Genomic DNA, 14,370 nt, shown 5'->3' with positions numbered 1-14,370 from the left:
TCTAGGCGTGAAGCCGCGCCCCGGCAACCGCCTACCCCTTGGGCCGTACTGCGCCTTGCCGGACCAGCACCAGCGCAGCCGCGACCAGCACCGCGCCGAACAAGTCGGCGGTACCGAGCTTTTCGTCGAAGATGATCCAGCCGAGCGCCGCGCCCACCGCCGGCTGCACCAGCAGCGCGATGCCGATCACCAGCGGTGAGAGGTGGCCGAGCGCATAGATCATGCAGCCCTGCCCGATCAGCTGGCTGACAATGGCGAGCGCGAGCAGCGGCCACCAGAGGTGCGGCACGATCTGCTCGCCCATCGCCAGCGCGATCACCAGCAGCGGCGGGATAGTGGCGAGCGAGGACAGGGCCAGCGCGGGTACGGGGCCGAGCGATACTCGCACCCGCGCCATCAGCGCGAAATAGACCGCGTAGAACACGCCCGCGGCGAGGCAGAACAGGTCGCCCGCCAGATGCCGCGAGGAAAGCTCGGCCGAGCGCCCGAGCAGCAGCGCGCCGCCGATCGCGGCGAGGAGGAGTGCGGCGCCCTGCATCTTGCTCGGCCAGGCGCGGGCGATGACGAAGCCGTAGATCGGGAAGATCAGCGACGCCGAATTGCCGAACAGCGTGGAGTTGGCGAGCGTGGTGCGGACGATGCCGATATGCCAGCTGGCGAGATCGAGCGCGAACACCACCCCGGCGATGCTGAGGATCCACCAGCGGCCGCGCGCCAGCGCGAGCGGCTTTTCGCCCATCGCTGTCGCCGCCGCGAACAGAATGGGCGTGGCGATGATCAGCCGCCAGAATGCCGCCGACACCGGGCCCACATCCGCCATCCGCACGAACAACGGCCCGGTGGCGAGCGCGGCATTCGCGATCAACGCTGCGACCAGCGCGGTCGCAACATGGCTTCGTGCCGGGGTAGTTTTTGTTGTCGGTGCGTTGCGCTGCATGGCGCCCTGTAGCGCCCTATCTGTGCGAAGTCACAAGCTGCAGAAGGAATTTCGATGCCCAGCCTGTTCGATCCGATTCAGCTCGGCGCGATCCACGCCGCCAACCGCGTGTGGATGTCGCCGCTCACCCGCGGCCGTTCGACGCGCGGCCATGTGCCGACGCCGGTGATGGTCGACTATTACCGCCAGCGCGCGAGCGCCGGGCTGATCATCACCGAGGCGACCGGCATCAGCCAGCAGGGGCTCGGCTGGGCCTATGCCCCCGGCATCTGGAGCGACGAGCAGGTCGAGGCATGGAAGCCGGTCACCGCGGCCGTCCACGAAGCGGGCGGCAAGATCGTCTCGCAGCTCTGGCACATGGGCCGGCTGGTCCACTCGGACTTCCTCGGCGGCGAGCCGCCGGTCTCCGCCTCGGCGACCACCGCGCCCGGCGAAGTGCGCACCTATCCGGCGGAGGACGCTGGTGAGATCAAGCGCCCCTACAGCCAGGCCCGCCCGCTGCGCACCGACGAGATCCCCGGCATCCTCGACGATTATGCCCGCGCGGCGGAAAACGCGATCCGCGCCGGCTTCGACGGGGTGCAGATCCACGCCGCCAATGGCTATCTGATCGACCAGTTCCTCCGCGATAACGCCAACTTCCGCGAGGACGAATATGGCGGCTCGATCGAGAACCGTATCCGCTTGCTCCGCCAGGTGAGCCAGCGCGTTGTCGACACGATCGGTGCCGATCGCACCGGCGTGCGGCTTTCGCCGAATGGCGAGGTGCAGGGCGTCAACGACAGCAACCCGGTGCCGCTGTTCGAAGCTGCCGCGGCGGCGCTCGACGAGATCGGCGTTGCGTTCCTCGAGATGCGCGAGCCGCGTCCGGGCGGCAGCCGTGGCCTGCCCGACCAGCCGCCGATCCATCCGGTGATGCGCAAGGTCTATCGCGGGGTGCTGGCGCTCAACTCGGACTATGATGCGGCCAGCGCCCAGGCGGCGCTCGATGGGGGCGAGGCCGACGCGATCGCGTTCGGCCGAACCTTCCTTGCCAATCCGGACCTGCCGCGCCGTCTGCGCGAAGGGCTGCCGCTGAATCCGCAGCGCGAGGAACTGTTCTATGTCGGCGGCGCGGAGGGCTATACCGACTATCCGACCGTGGACGAACTGGCGCTTCCGTCGGCCTGATCGAACCCGTCGATCCACCGGGTGCTGGCCTCGCGGAGACGCTCGCGCGTCTTGGGCGGGGTCAGCACCGCCGCGACGGTGAAGGGAAACCAGGGCCAGAACAGGAAGGTCCCGCTCACCAGCAGCGCGATCAGGATCGCCCCGCCGAAGCGCAGCGTCGCCAGCCGTGAATGGGCGGTGTAGTTGAGCTTGATCGTGCGCGGCGCCTTTGCGTCGAACCAACTCCGGGTGACGAAGCTGTCGGGCGTAGCGCGCGTCTGCTTGAGGCCGAATTTCCAGCCCTGTGCACCCCTTCCGCTTGCAGGAGGGGACGGGGGAGGGGTTGATCCACGGCCCGAACGCTTTTGGCTGCCATTCCCACCCCCGACCCCTCCGCCAAGCGGAATAGGAGATTTGGTGTGGGAAACTTCGCGTCCGGTCTTGCGATCGATGACGACCAGCCGCCGCCCCCGCTCTTCGACGCGATAGCGAGAGGGGGGCATATCCATGGCGTCAGCCCAGCGCCGCGCGGCGGGCGCGCCATTGATCGGCGGTCTGCGCCCAGCGATCGACCCGCAGATGCTCGAGCGGCGCGGGTAGCCGGGTCGGACCCCCATTCTCGGCACCGAGGGCCTGTGCCAACCGGATCGATGCCGTGTTCTCCGGATCGATGGTATGGATCACCTCGTCCCAGCCGAGCACATCGACCGCATAGTCGATCGCCGCAATGGCAGCCTCACGGGCATAGCCCTTGCCGGCGGCCTCCGAGGCGAGGCCCCAGCCGACTTCCAGCCCAGGCCAGCCTTCGGGAGAGTGCGGGCCGATGCGGCCGATCCAGCGGCCGCTCGCGCGCTCGATCACCGCGAACATCGAGAAGCCGCGGATCGTCCAGGCGCCCGCCATGCTGCACAGGCTGCGCCACGCGGTCCCGCGCGGCTGCACACCGCCCAGAAACCGCATGACGTCAGGATCGGCATGGAAGGCGGCCCATGCTTCGAAATCGCCAGCCGCGTGCTGGCGCAGGATCAGGCGCTCGGTTTCGAGCACCGGCACCTGCATCAGCCGAACTTGGCCTTGAGCGCCAGCATCGCCAGCGCCGCCTTGGCGGCCTCACCGCCCTTGTCCTTCTGCTTCGGATCGGCGCGGACCAGTGCCTGGGCCTCGTTCTCGACCGTCAGGATGCCGTTGCCGATCGAGACGCCGTCCATCGACAGCGCCATCAGCCCGCGCGCGCTCTCGCCCGCGACGATCTCGAAATGATAGGTCTCGCCGCGGATCACCACGCCGATGCCGACGAACGCGTCATAGCGGCCGCTGTCCGCCGCAAGCGCGACCGCGCCCGGAATCTCCAGCGCGCCCGGCACGGTGATCACCTCGGCCTTGTGCCCGGCCGCCTCGATCGCGGCCTTGGCACCGGCGATCAGCATGTCGTTGAGATGCTCGTAGAAGCGCGCTTCGACGATGAGGATGTTGGCCATTATTGCTCCGAGTCGATGGGCCGCGTGCCGGCGATCGACAGGCCATAGCCGTCGAGCCCGATCAGCGTGTGATGGGTGTTGGAGAGCAGGATCATCTCCTGCACCCCGAGTTCGGTGAGGATGGTCGCGCCGACGCCGTAATCGCGCAGTTCGTCCATGTCCTTGGGCGGGATCGCGCCGCTGCGGGTCTGCAGGGCGACGGTATAGCCGTCGGGGCGGGGGCGGTTGATGACCACGATCACGCCGGCACCTTCCGCGCCGATGATCTCCATCGAGCGGCGCAGCAGCCCGCCGCGCGGTCCGCCTTCGCCGAACACATCGGCAAAGGGCGACAGCGCGTGCATGCGGACGAGCGTGGGCTTGTCCGGATCGATCCGGCCCTTGACCAGGGCGACCTGCTCGCTGCCCGTCGCCTTGTTCCAGAAGGTGAGCGCGCGCCACTCGCCGCCCCATTCGCTGGTGAAGGTGGCTTCGGCGCGCTGCTCGACGAGATGGTCGTGGCGGCGGCGATAGGCGATCAGGTCGCGAATCGTGCCGATCTTGAGGTTGTGGAGCTGGGCGAAGCCGACGAGATCGTCGAGCCGCGCCATCGTCCCATCGTCCTTCATGATCTCGCAGATCACGCCGGCGGGATTGAGCCCGGCGAGGCGGGCAACGTCCACCGCCGCTTCGGTATGGCCGGCGCGGACCAGCACGCCGCCATCGCGCGCGACCAGCGGGAAGACATGGCCCGGGGTGACGATGTCGGCACGTTCCTTGGTGCTGTCGATCGCGACCGAGATCGTGCGGGCGCGGTCGGCAGCGGAGATGCCGGTGGTCACGCCTTCCTTGGCCTCGATCGAGACGGTGAATGCGGTTTCGTGGCGGGTGCCGTTGGCGCGGCTCATCAGCTCGAGCCCGAGCTGGTCGACACGCGCCTTGGTCATCGCCAGGCAGATCAGCCCGCGGCCATATTTGGCCATGAAGTTGATCGCGTCGGGCGTCGCCATCTGGGCGGGGATGACGAGATCGCCTTCATTCTCGCGATCCTCGTCGTCGACCAGGATGAACATGCGGCCGTTACGGGCCTCGTCGATCAGTTCCTCGGGCGAGGAGAGGAAGCCGTGCTTGAGCGCGGCGAGTTCAGCCTTTGGCACGCAATGCCTCCATGCGCTGAAGATAGCGCGCCAGCACGTCGATCTCCAGATTGACCGCCTGGCCCTCCGCCAGCGTGGCGAAGGTGGTGACCGCAGCGGTGTGGGGAATGATGTTGAGGTGGAATTCGACGCCCTCGGGCGTATCGTCCACCGCGTTGACCGTCAGCGACACGCCGTCGACGGTGATCGAGCCCTTGGGGGCGACGTACGGCGCAATCTCCGGCCCCGCCGCGATCACGACATGGTGCGAGCCGTCGATCGCCTCGACCAGCTTCACCCGGCCGATGCCGTCGACATGGCCGGTGACGATGTGCCCGCCCAGCTCGTCGCCCAGCCGCAGCGCGCGCTCCAGATTGAGCTTGCGGCCGGCGGTCCACTGGTCGTCGGCGGTGCGCGAGACGGTCTCGCCCGACACGTCGAAGTCCAGCCAGCCAGGGCCCTTGTCGACCACCGTCAGGCACACGCCCGAACAGGCGACCGAGGCGCCGAGGTCGATCTCATGGGTGGGATAGGCCGTCGCCACGCGCACGCGCAGGTCGCCCTGGCGCTCTACCGCGTCGATCGTGCCGACATCGCTTACGATTCCGGTGAACATCAGTTGCGCTCGTAGACCTCGAACCGATCGCTGCCAAGCATACGAGAGTCCAGCAGGCGCCAGCGATCATGCGCCTCGGACAATGCGGCGAGGCCGAACGCCTCGACCGCGGGTTTGCCGCCGCCGAGCAGGATCGGCGCGCGGTAGAGGAGAAGCCGATCGACCAGATCGGCGCGCAGGAATGCCGTCGCCGCCTTGGCGCCGCCTTCCACCATCAGCGTGTCGATGCCCGACAGGTGGTGAATGTCGGCGATATCGGCGATGCGTTCCCAGCCCGGCGGGGTGGGGCCGGTGGAGGAAAGCAGGATGCGGCGCGGCGCGCGATCGGCGAGGCCGGGCAGCCGCACGTCCAGCTTCGGGACATCGGCAAGGAACGTGCCGCGGCCGACCAGGATGCCGTCATGCCGGGCGCGTTCGAGATGGGCATGGGCGCGGGCCTGGGGGCCGGTGATCCATTTGCTCTCGCCCGTCGACAGCGCGATGCGGCCGTCGAGCGAAGTGGCGAGCTTGAGGGTGACGTGCGGGCGGCGCTTGGCGAGGCGGGTGAGGAAGCCGGCCATGCTGCGCCGGGCCTCCGCGGCCATCAGCCCCGATTCGACGGCGATGCCGGCCTCTGCCAGCCGCGCGAAGCCGGTGCCGTCGGTGCGGGAATCGGGATCGCGCAGCGCCGCGACCACGCGGGCGACGCCGGCGGCGACCAGCAGGTCCGCACAGGCCGGACCGCGCGGCGAGACATGCGCGCAGGGCTCCAGCGTGACATAGGCGGTGGCGCCGCGGGCGGCCTCGCCGGCCTCCGCCAGCGCCATCGCCTCGGCGTGCGGACGCCCGCCGGGCTGGGTCCAGCCGCGCCCGGCGATTCGGCCGCCCTGCACGAGGACGCAGCCGACATTGGGGTTGGGCGCCGTCCGCCCCTTCCCCCGCTCAGCAAGCCCGAGCGCGACCGCCATCCAGCGCGCGTCGTTCAAATGCCGTGCTTCTTCAGCCAGTCGTCGTACTTCTTGAACTCGGCCGCGCGCTTTTTCTGCCGCTCCAGGAAGGCGGCTTCCTCTTCCTGCCGCTTGGCCTCGTCGACCTTCTGCTTGGCGCGGATCTCCGCCTCGGTGCGGGTGATCGGCCAGCTGTCCACATAGATGATGTTCTTCTTGTACGGCACCGGCACGTACGAATCCTTCACGAACACCACGATGATGCCGAAGGTGATCGCCAGCGCGAGCATCATGAACCAGAGCTCGTGCTTCTTGCGCGTCGCGAGATAGCCGCGGAGGTCGCGTAGCGCCTTGAGCGGCGAGATGTACTTGAGGAAGGTCATCGGTGGTCGGAGATAGGGACGCGGGGGCTCCAGGGCCAGCCCCCGCGTCCACGCCGCTGGGATCGGAGGGCGATCAGCGGGCGTCTTCGATCCGGAACCGCACGGTCATGGTCTTCCAGCTCTCTTCGGCGACGCCGCCGCGGCTGGCGGGGCGGAAGCGCCATTTGCCAAGCGCCTGGCGCTTGGTGACGGCGAAGAAGGCATCGCTGGTGGCGCTCACCGGCTCCACCGCCTTCACCCGCCCATCGGCATCGATCAGCACCCGCAGGGTGACGAGCCCGTCGCGCTGGGCGCGCATTTCCTGCGCCGGATATTCCGGCTGGAAGTCCTGCGCATATCGCGGATCGGTGGTGGCGCCGATCAGCGCTGGGACGGGCGCGGGCGGATCGATCGTGCGGATCGGGCCGGAATCGGCCGGCTTCTCGATCGGCGGCAGCGTATCGGTGATCTTCGTCGTGGTTTCGATGGTCGTCGTGCTGTTCGTGTCCACCAGCGGCTTGGGCGCGACCGGGGGGGCGGACGTGCGCGGCTGGACCTTCTCTACCGGTTTGGGCTCGTCGACGGGCGGGGGCGGCGGCTGGTCGACGTGGATCGTGTCGATCACCGTGTCCGGGTGTTTGACGACCAAGATGTTCGGCGCGGCGAAGATCATCCCCGCCAGAATTGCCCCATTGATGGCGAGCGCGGCCCCGAAGCTGACCGAACGCGGTGCATTTGCATGATAGCGGGTATCGGCATGCATCACCTTGCACTCCTTCTCCAACACCGGTCTATGAACGCCGGATGAAAGTGATGGTACAACGTCACATTTCCATCGTAAAGTGCCAAGGGTGCAGCGCTGGTACAGGGAGAAGCGCCGATGCCCTCTTTGCGTCACGGAAACGTCGCACTAAAGGGCGCGAGCATCGGGACATCGCGACGCGGCACGGGAGGCCACGCACCTATGAAACTCATGGCCGGCAATTCGAACCTGCCGCTGGCGAGCGCCATCGCCGACTATCTGGAAATTCCGCTCACCCAGGCGAACGTTCGCCGCTTCGCCGACGAGGAGATCTTCGTCGAGATTCTCGAGAACGTCCGCGGCGAGGACGTGTTCGTGCTCCAGTCGACCAGCTATCCGGCGAACGACAATCTGATGGAGCTGCTGATCATGATCGACGCGCTCCGTCGCGCGTCGGCCAAGCGGATCACGGCGGTGCTCCCCTATTTCGGCTATGCCCGCCAGGACCGGAAGCCCGGGCCCCGCACGCCGATCTCGGCCAAGCTGGTCGCCAATCTGATCACCACCGCGGGCGCCAACCGCGTGCTCTCGGTCGACCTCCATGCCGGTCAGATCCAGGGCTTTTTCGACATTCCCACGGACAATCTGTTTGCGGCGCCGGTGATGTCCGCCGACATCCAGACGCGCTTCATCGACAAGCAGTGGATGGTCGTCTCGCCCGACGTTGGCGGCGTGGTGCGTGCGCGCCAGCTCGCCAAGCGGCTGGACAACGCGCCGCTCGCCATCGTCGACAAGCGGCGCGAGCGTCCGGGCGAATCGGAAGTGATGAACATCATCGGCGAGGTGAAGGGCCGCTTCTGCATCCTGATCGACGACATCGTCGATTCGGCGGGCACGCTGTGCAACGCCGCCGCGGCGCTCAAGGCGGCAGGCGCCGAGGACGTGGTAGCCTATTGTACGCACGGCGTGCTCTCGGGCGCGGCAATGGCGCGCGTCGCCAAGTCCGAGCTGCGCGAGCTGGTGATCACCGATTCGATTGGCAACCACGAGATCGTCGCGGCGGGCGAGAAGGTCCGCCATCTCACCATCGCTCCGCTGATCGCCGAAGCGATCCGCCGCATCGCGGACGAAAGCTCGGTTTCGAGCCTGTTCGACTGAGGCAGGCATGAATTTAGCCCCTCCTCCCCGGAGGAGGGGCTTACGCTGCCTTCGCCACCGCTTCCCACACCAGCGCCCCGCCCACCGCGATCATCAGCACATAGATCGCCGTGTAGAACCGCTCGGGCGCAACCCGCCGGACCAGCCACACGCCTGCCAGCGTCGACGCCAGCGCAAGCGGGAACAGCACCGCCGAGGTCAGCAGGTTCGCGGGCGTGAACTGACCCAGCGCCCAGTAGGCGGGCACCTTGATCCAGTTGGTCGCGGCGAAGAAGATCGCGGTGGTCCCGACCAGCCGGTCGCGGGGGAGGCCCCTCGGCAGCACCCAGAGCTGGAAGGGCGGCTGCCCGGCATGGGCGATCTGGCTGGTGAAGCCCGAGGCGACGCCGAACAGGCTGCCTACCCATTCGGGCCAGCGCGCCGCCATCGCCGGCGTCGACCGGCCGCTCGCCCACAGCCGGTAGCACCCGAACAGGATCGAGATCGCGCCTACCGCCGCCAGTACCAGCACCGGCGACACGCTCGCGGCGAAACCATAGCCGATCGCGATTCCCGCCATCGATCCCGGCAGCATCCATGCCAGCAGCCGCCAGTCGACGGTGCGGCGGAACGCCCACACGCTCACCACGTCCTGCAGGATCAGGATCGGCAGCGTGATCGCCGCGGCGCGCACCGGATCGATTGCGAGTGCGAGCAGCGGCAGCGACAGCGCGCCCATGCCGGCGAACCCGCCCTTTGAGAGGCCGAGCAGCAGCACGGCGGGCACGGCGAGCGCATAGAAATGCCAGTCGGTGATCATCCGGGCCTGCTCTCGCAGGGCTCGTACGGATTGCAAAGCGCTGAGTCCCTTCTACGATTCCTGTATGGGAGAGGATCGTACCGGCCAGATCGCGGTGCTGTTCGTATCGAAGCGCACCGACGACGACGATGCAGGCTATGCCGAAGCGGCGACCGCGATGGACGTGCTGGCGGCGCAGCAGCCCGGCTATCGCGGCGTCGAATCGCAGCGCGGGGACGCGGGCGTCGGCATCACCATCAGCTATTGGGCGGACGACGCCAGCGCGATCGCGTGGCGCGACCATCCCGAACATGCGGCGATCCGCGCGCAGGGTCGCGAACGCTGGTACGACTGGTATGAGGTGATCGTCACCCGGGTCGAGCGCGGCTATCGGTGGCGCCGGGCATGAGCCGGGCGATCGACCGCGACTTCGCGCTGCTGTTCGGCGTGATGCTGATGATTGCCGCGGGCAACACCGCGCTGCAATCGATCCTCCCCGCGCTCGGGCGCGAGCTGCACGCCGCGGACAGCGCGGTGGCGGCGGTCTTCTCGGTCTCGGCGCTGCTGTGGATGCTCACCGCGCCCTATTGGGCGAATCGATCGGAGCGCGCCGGGCGGCGCAAGATGGTGCTGCTCGGCATTGCCGGGTTCACCGCGTCGCTGGGGTTGTGCGGGCTGTGTCTCGCGCTCGGAATCAACGGCGTGCTGAGCCCCTTCGCCACCTTTGCCGCCTTCGTGGTGGGTCGCATGCTCTATGGCGGCTTCGGCTCGGCCGCGCCGCCGGCAGTGCAGGCGATCGTCGCCGCGCGCACCAGCCGCGAGGAGCGCACCAAGGCGCTGACCCTGCTCGCTTCCGCCTTCGGGCTGGGAACGATCCTGGGGCCGGCGGTGGCGCCCTATCTCGTCATGGGCCATCTCTGGCCCGGCGGCCCGCTGATCGGTCTGTCCGGCCCGGCGTTCGCGACGAGCCTGGCTGGGCTGGTGCTGATGGTCGCGGTAGTGCGGCTGCTGCCAGCCACCTCTGGCGCGATCGAGCATGGCGCCGCACCCAGCTATCCTTCGATCGGCGGGCAGGGCACCGGTGCCAATGTGACGGCTGCGATGGGCGAGCATGTCGAGCATATCCGCACCTTCGATCCGCGGGTGCGCCCCTGGATGATCGCCGGGCTTGTCACCGGCCACGCCCAGGCGATGACCGGCCAGGCGATCGGCTTCCTGATCATCGACCGGCTGGCGCTCGCCCCCGCCGCCGCGCTGGAGCCGACGGGGCTGGTGCTGATGATCGGTGCGGGCGCCTCGCTGCTCGTCCAATGGGGGCTGATCCCGCTGCTGGAGCTCAAGCCGCGCGCGCTGATCCTGGCGGGCGCGGCGCTGGGGGCGATCGGCTGCGGGATGACCGCGCTGGCGGGGTCGCTGTACGGAATCGCGCTCGGCTATGCGACGATCGCGCTGGGCATGGGCTTCGCGCGGCCGGGATTCACCGCCGGCGCCTCGCTTGCGGTGGGGCCGCATGCGCAAGGATCGGTGGCGGGGCGGGTCACCTCGATCAACGGCGCGGCCTTCGTGCTGGGCCCGTCGATCGGCGTGGCGATGTACGAGTTCTGGGGGGCGCTGCCCTATCTGGTCGCCGCCGCCGCGCTGGTGCTGCTGTTCGGCTATGGCTGGATGGCGACGCGCCGACAGGTTTCGGCGCCGTGAGCCTTGCGCGAAACGATCAGGGCTTTTCGCCGGGTCCCTGTGTTTCGGTGAGTTCCACGACCTCGAAGTCATAGCCTGCCCAGCCGCGCTGGCGGGCCGCCTCTTCCGTCGCCGCGCGCTTGCCGGTCGCTTCCTTCAGCGACTTGGCGTGCCCCCAGAATACCTCGGTACGCCCATTCCCCAGCTCCGCGACAATTCGCCAATAATGGGTGAAGGGTGCGGCGGTCGGGCCGATCGTCTTCACATAGCCGTCGGCCAGGGTCGCTGTCAGATACCGTTTCCGCTTGGCCATGGCGTCCTCGCTGCTGGCGGCAGCCGCATGATTCGCGCGTCCTGCGACGCAATCTAGCGCCTGTGACGTGGATGTTCAGGGAAGGCTGGAAAGCTGTTTGGATGCCCCGTGAGGATTCGAACCTCAATTGACGGAGTCAGAGTCCGTAGTCTTACCTTTAGACGACGGGGCACCAGACAGGTCGCGCCAGATAGGGGGATGCGGCGGCCCTGTCAACGCGCAATCGCGCGCTCGCCTTGCGCTGCCATCTTTGCTCGTCTAGCCTCGCATCCAAGCACCGGCCGAGCCGTTCTGGTTCGGTGACGGAAGAAGATAAGTGAGTTGATTTTATGGGGGATGGCTCCGCCAGAATGCCCCGCGGGAGGCGCGTTTCCGCCGCCCGCCCTGCGCCGCCACCGGCCGGGAAAGGCCCGGCACCGCGTTGGCCCGAAGCGCGCCATTATGCCGCGCTGGATCTGGGTACGAACAATTGCCGGCTGCTGATCGCGCGTCCGCAGGGCTCGGGCTTTGCGGTGATCGATGCGTTTTCGCGAATCGTCCGCCTCGGTGAGGGGCTGGCGACGACCGGCCGCCTGTCCGATACGGCGATCGAGCGCACGCTCGCCGCGCTGCGCATCTGCGCGGACAAGCTCAAGCGCCGCAACGTGGCGCTCGCCCGCTCGGTGGCGACCCAGGCCTGCCGCCAGGCTGAGAACGGTGCCGAGTTCATCGAGCGCGCCTATCGCGAGACCGGCATCGCGCTCGACATCATCACGGCGGAGGAAGAGGCGCGGCTGGCCGTGCTCGGCTGCCATGCGCTGCTCGAGCCCGGCGACGGCCCGGCGTTGGTGTTCGACATCGGCGGCGGCTCGACCGAGCTGGTGCTGGTCGATTCGCATGCGCCGATCCCGCGCATCCTCGACTGGCACAGCGCACCGTGGGGCGTGGTGTCGCTGAGCGAGGCGACCGGGCAGAGCAAGGCGGTCAGCGCCGATGCCCGCGCCGCCGCCTATGCCGACATGCGCGCCCGGGTGCGCGAGAGCTTCGCGCCCTTCGTCGCCCGGCTGCGCCCGCCCAAGGGTACGCGGCGTCTGCTCGGCACCAGCGGCACGGTGACGACGCTCGCCAGCGTCCATCTGGGGCTCGCCTCGTACGATCGCTCGGCGGTGGACGGGCTGATCGTGCCGAGCGCGGCGATGCGCGAGGTGAGCGCGCGAATCGCCGCGATGAGCGTCAAGGAGCGCGCGCAGGTGCCGTGCATCGGCAACGAACGCGCCGATCTCGTCTCGGCCGGCTGCGCGATCCTGGAGACGATCCTCGACATCTGGCCCGCCGAGCGGCTAGGCATCGCGGATCGCGGCATTCGCGAAGGCATCTTGCGGCGGCTGATCGGCGGCGCGCCCTTATAAGGTTGTGAGGAAGAAGCGATGAGCAGGGGCGGTGGCCGCGGCCATGTTCGCGTGCGCACGGCGCGCGGCCGTACGGCGCAATCGACGCGCTGGCTGGAGCGCCAGCTGAACGACCCCTATGTCCGGCGCGCCAAGGCCGAGGGCTATCGTAGCCGCGCGGCCTACAAGCTGACCGAGCTGGACGAGAAATTCGGCTTCCTGAAGGGCGCCAAGCGCGTGGTCGATCTCGGCGTCGCGCCGGGCGGCTGGACGCAGGTGGTGCGCCGCGTGCTGCCCAAGGCGGCGGTGGTCGGCATCGACCTGCTGCCGGTCGACCCGATCGAAGGCGCGACCTTGCTCCAGATGGACTTCATGGACGATGCAGCACCCGATCGGCTGATCGAGGAACTCGGCGGCGCGCCCGACCTGATCCTGTCGGACATGGCGGCGAACACCGTGGGCCATCCGCAGACCGATGCGCTGCGCACCATGGCACTGGTCGAGACTGCGTTCGACTTTGCGATCAAGACGCTGGCACCCGGCGGCGATTTCGTTGCCAAGGTGTTTGCGGGCGGTGCCGATTCGTCGCTGATCGCCGAGATGAAGCGCGCCTTTACCACGGTGAAGCACGCCAAGCCGCCGGCCAGCCGCAAGGGCTCGGTGGAGTGGTATGTCGTGGCGCAGGGCTTCAAGGGCCGGGCGGAGACCGCCAGCGAGCCGGAGCAGGAGTAAAGATAGCGGATCCTCCCCCGCCAGGGGGAGGATAGGGGCAGGGGGCACGCCATGACGAGGCCAGCGTACACCGAAGCGCTCGTGCACAGCGGTGTTCTCACGCATCTCGCCGCCTTCGACCCGCATGTCGCGGGCACACCGCCGCTCGGCCTCGATCTGCCCGACAGCGACATCGACATCCTCTGCCATGCGCCCGACCCGCAGGCTTTCGCCTCGGCAGTGTGGGAAGCCTGTCGTGACCTCCCCGGCTTCGCGATGTGGCAATGGCAGGGCAGCGACCGCCCCGTGATTGCGCGCTTCCACTGCGCCGGATGGGTGCTCGAGCTGTTCGGCCAGGCCTGCCCCGTCGCCGAGCAGCTCGGCTGGCGGCATTTCGCGATCGAGCGGCGGCTGCTCGCGTTGGGCGGCGAAACGTTTCGTGCCGCCGTAATGGCGCGCCGGCAGGCGGGCGCCAAGACCGAACCCGCCTTTGCGCAGGTGCTCGGGCTGGCGGGCGATCCTTATGCCGCCCTGCTCACGCTGGAGCAGCTCGACGACGACACGCTGCGCGCCCGGATCGGCGCCTGAAACAAAAAGGGCCGGCGTCGCCGCCAGCCCCTTTGTACGTCGTCAGATCGAAGGCGATCAGCCCTCGTAGTCGCCGCCCAGATTCTGGTTGCGCGGCGGGGCAGCGGCGGTGAGGCGGAGCGCCTCGGCCTGTGCCTGGATCGAACCGACCTCGTCGGGTGCATCCTCGTCGTCGACGCGGACGCGCTGCAGGCTCGATACCACGGCTTCCTGCAGATGGTCCGGACGCACGGTCTCTTCGGCGATTTCGCGCAGGGCGACGACCGGGTTCTTGTCGCGATCGCGATCCAGCGTCAGGTCGGCACCACCGGAGATCTGCCGCGCACGCTGCGCAGCAAACAGCACCAGGTCGAACCGGTTCGGAATCTTGTCGACGCAATCTTCGACAGTGACGCGCGCCATCCTGTTCTTCCTTAGATGTCAGGGCCGGGAAAGACCGGCCAGTTAGGGGCC

At 68.5% G+C, this 14,370-nt stretch carries 19 protein-coding genes and 1 tRNA gene; 7 read left to right on the top strand and 13 right to left on the bottom strand.

From position 1 onward, the window contains the following. Positions 1-31 precede the first annotated feature (31 nt). A complete protein-coding gene (locus ACTJKY_RS02230) occupies positions 32-937 on the bottom strand; it encodes a DMT family transporter (protein ID WP_440843903.1) in 906 nt (301 codons plus the stop codon). Between the two features lie 54 nt (positions 938-991). Between ACTJKY_RS02230 and ACTJKY_RS02225 the strand changes: the two genes are divergently transcribed. Beyond that, complete coding sequence (locus ACTJKY_RS02225; protein WP_440843901.1) at positions 992-2,107, top strand: alkene reductase; 1,116 nt, start codon at positions 992-994, stop codon at positions 2,105-2,107. Here the strand turns inward: ACTJKY_RS02225 and ACTJKY_RS02220 are convergent. The 8 genes from ACTJKY_RS02220 to ACTJKY_RS02185 all read right to left on the bottom strand — a co-directional run bounded on the left by ACTJKY_RS02220 (position 2,068) and on the right by ACTJKY_RS02185 (position 7,346). After that, on the bottom strand, positions 2,068-2,595 hold the full coding sequence (locus tag ACTJKY_RS02220; RefSeq protein WP_440843899.1) for a hypothetical protein: 528 nt from the start codon (positions 2,593-2,595) through the stop codon (positions 2,068-2,070). The two genes, ACTJKY_RS02225 and ACTJKY_RS02220, sit on opposite strands and share 40 nt — an antisense overlap. A 4-nt stretch (positions 2,596-2,599) precedes the next feature. Then, positions 2,600-3,145, bottom strand: coding sequence for a GNAT family N-acetyltransferase (locus ACTJKY_RS02215; RefSeq protein WP_440843897.1), 546 nt, complete (start codon positions 3,143-3,145; stop codon positions 2,600-2,602). Beyond that, positions 3,145-3,564: a 6,7-dimethyl-8-ribityllumazine synthase gene (ribH, locus tag ACTJKY_RS02210; RefSeq protein WP_440843895.1), complete on the bottom strand. Its 420-nt coding sequence runs from the start codon at positions 3,562-3,564 to the stop codon at positions 3,145-3,147. The genes ACTJKY_RS02215 and ribH overlap by 1 nt, the downstream gene beginning before the upstream one ends. Continuing rightward, positions 3,564-4,700, bottom strand: a complete 1,137-nt coding sequence (gene ribB / locus ACTJKY_RS02205; protein WP_440843893.1) for a 3,4-dihydroxy-2-butanone-4-phosphate synthase — start codon at positions 4,698-4,700, stop codon at positions 3,564-3,566. Before ribB ends, ribH begins: the two co-directional genes overlap by 1 nt. Beyond that, positions 4,687-5,295, bottom strand: coding sequence for a riboflavin synthase (locus tag ACTJKY_RS02200; RefSeq protein ID WP_141987864.1), 609 nt, complete (start codon positions 5,293-5,295; stop codon positions 4,687-4,689). Before ACTJKY_RS02200 ends, ribB begins: the two co-directional genes overlap by 14 nt. Next, a complete protein-coding gene (gene ribD / locus ACTJKY_RS02195) occupies positions 5,295-6,260 on the bottom strand; it encodes a bifunctional diaminohydroxyphosphoribosylaminopyrimidine deaminase/5-amino-6-(5-phosphoribosylamino)uracil reductase RibD (RefSeq protein WP_440843891.1) in 966 nt (321 codons plus the stop codon). Before ribD ends, ACTJKY_RS02200 begins: the two co-directional genes overlap by 1 nt. Beyond that, entirely contained in the window at positions 6,257-6,604 is a 348-nt protein-coding gene (locus ACTJKY_RS02190) for a hypothetical protein (protein WP_440843890.1), read from the bottom strand. The genes ribD and ACTJKY_RS02190 overlap by 4 nt, the downstream gene beginning before the upstream one ends. Positions 6,605-6,677: 73 nt before the next feature. Continuing rightward, positions 6,678-7,346 (bottom strand): TonB family protein, encoded by a 669-nt coding sequence (locus ACTJKY_RS02185; protein WP_440843888.1) that lies wholly within the window; start codon positions 7,344-7,346, stop codon positions 6,678-6,680. A 201-nt stretch (positions 7,347-7,547) separates the two neighbouring features. Here ACTJKY_RS02185 and ACTJKY_RS02180 point away from each other — a divergent pair, with 201 nt between their 5' ends. Next, entirely contained in the window at positions 7,548-8,483 is a 936-nt protein-coding gene (locus tag ACTJKY_RS02180; protein WP_125972996.1) for a ribose-phosphate pyrophosphokinase, read from the top strand. 40 nt (positions 8,484-8,523) lie between these two features. Here the strand turns inward: ACTJKY_RS02180 and ACTJKY_RS02175 are convergent, their stop codons facing one another. Next, positions 8,524-9,282, bottom strand: coding sequence for a sulfite exporter TauE/SafE family protein (locus tag ACTJKY_RS02175; protein WP_440843885.1), 759 nt, complete (start codon positions 9,280-9,282; stop codon positions 8,524-8,526). Between the two features lie 64 nt (positions 9,283-9,346). Between ACTJKY_RS02175 and ACTJKY_RS02170 the strand changes: the two genes are divergently transcribed. Both ACTJKY_RS02170 and ACTJKY_RS02165 read left to right on the top strand, forming a co-directional pair. Continuing rightward, positions 9,347-9,670 carry an antibiotic biosynthesis monooxygenase family protein gene (locus ACTJKY_RS02170; RefSeq protein ID WP_440843883.1) on the top strand — a complete coding sequence of 108 codons (324 nt, stop codon included), beginning with the start codon at positions 9,347-9,349 and terminating at the stop codon, positions 9,668-9,670. Further along, on the top strand, positions 9,667-10,959 hold the full coding sequence (locus ACTJKY_RS02165; RefSeq protein ID WP_440843881.1) for an MFS transporter: 1,293 nt from the start codon (positions 9,667-9,669) through the stop codon (positions 10,957-10,959). Before ACTJKY_RS02170 ends, ACTJKY_RS02165 begins: the two co-directional genes overlap by 4 nt. 16 nt (positions 10,960-10,975) lie before the next feature. On the opposite strand, the gene ACTJKY_RS02160 is transcribed toward ACTJKY_RS02165, so the two are convergent. Beyond that, complete coding sequence (locus ACTJKY_RS02160; protein WP_440843880.1) at positions 10,976-11,251, bottom strand: hypothetical protein; 276 nt, start codon at positions 11,249-11,251, stop codon at positions 10,976-10,978. Positions 11,252-11,349: 98 nt separating this feature from the next. Further along, positions 11,350-11,423, bottom strand: a tRNA-Gln gene (locus ACTJKY_RS02155). A 178-nt stretch (positions 11,424-11,601) separates the two neighbouring features. Between ACTJKY_RS02155 and ACTJKY_RS02150 the strand changes: the two genes are divergently transcribed. The 3 genes from ACTJKY_RS02150 to ACTJKY_RS02140 are packed head-to-tail and all read left to right on the top strand — an operon-like array spanning position 11,602 to position 13,917. Then, positions 11,602-12,639: a Ppx/GppA phosphatase family protein gene (locus ACTJKY_RS02150; RefSeq protein WP_440843878.1), complete on the top strand. Its 1,038-nt coding sequence runs from the start codon at positions 11,602-11,604 to the stop codon at positions 12,637-12,639. 18 nt (positions 12,640-12,657) lie between these two features. Then, on the top strand, positions 12,658-13,350 hold the full coding sequence (locus ACTJKY_RS02145; RefSeq protein WP_440843876.1) for an RlmE family RNA methyltransferase: 693 nt from the start codon (positions 12,658-12,660) through the stop codon (positions 13,348-13,350). 51 nt (positions 13,351-13,401) lie between these two features. Continuing rightward, positions 13,402-13,917, top strand: coding sequence for a DUF4269 domain-containing protein (locus tag ACTJKY_RS02140; protein WP_440843874.1), 516 nt, complete (start codon positions 13,402-13,404; stop codon positions 13,915-13,917). Positions 13,918-13,974: 57 nt separating this feature from the next. Here ACTJKY_RS02140 and rpoZ read toward each other — a convergent pair whose 3' ends face one another. Then, the gene (rpoZ, locus tag ACTJKY_RS02135; RefSeq protein ID WP_294257031.1) at positions 13,975-14,319 is read right to left on the bottom strand and encodes a DNA-directed RNA polymerase subunit omega; all 345 of its coding nucleotides are present in this window, start codon (positions 14,317-14,319) and stop codon (positions 13,975-13,977) included. Between the last annotated feature and the right edge of the window lie 51 nt (positions 14,320-14,370).

The sequence above is a fragment of the Sphingomonas sp. 22176 genome, assembly GCF_052045505.1.
Taxonomy (GTDB): domain Bacteria; phylum Pseudomonadota; class Alphaproteobacteria; order Sphingomonadales; family Sphingomonadaceae; genus Sphingomonas.
The sequence above is the reverse complement of the archived record's forward strand: the minus strand, read 5'-3'. Positions and strand labels throughout refer to the sequence as shown.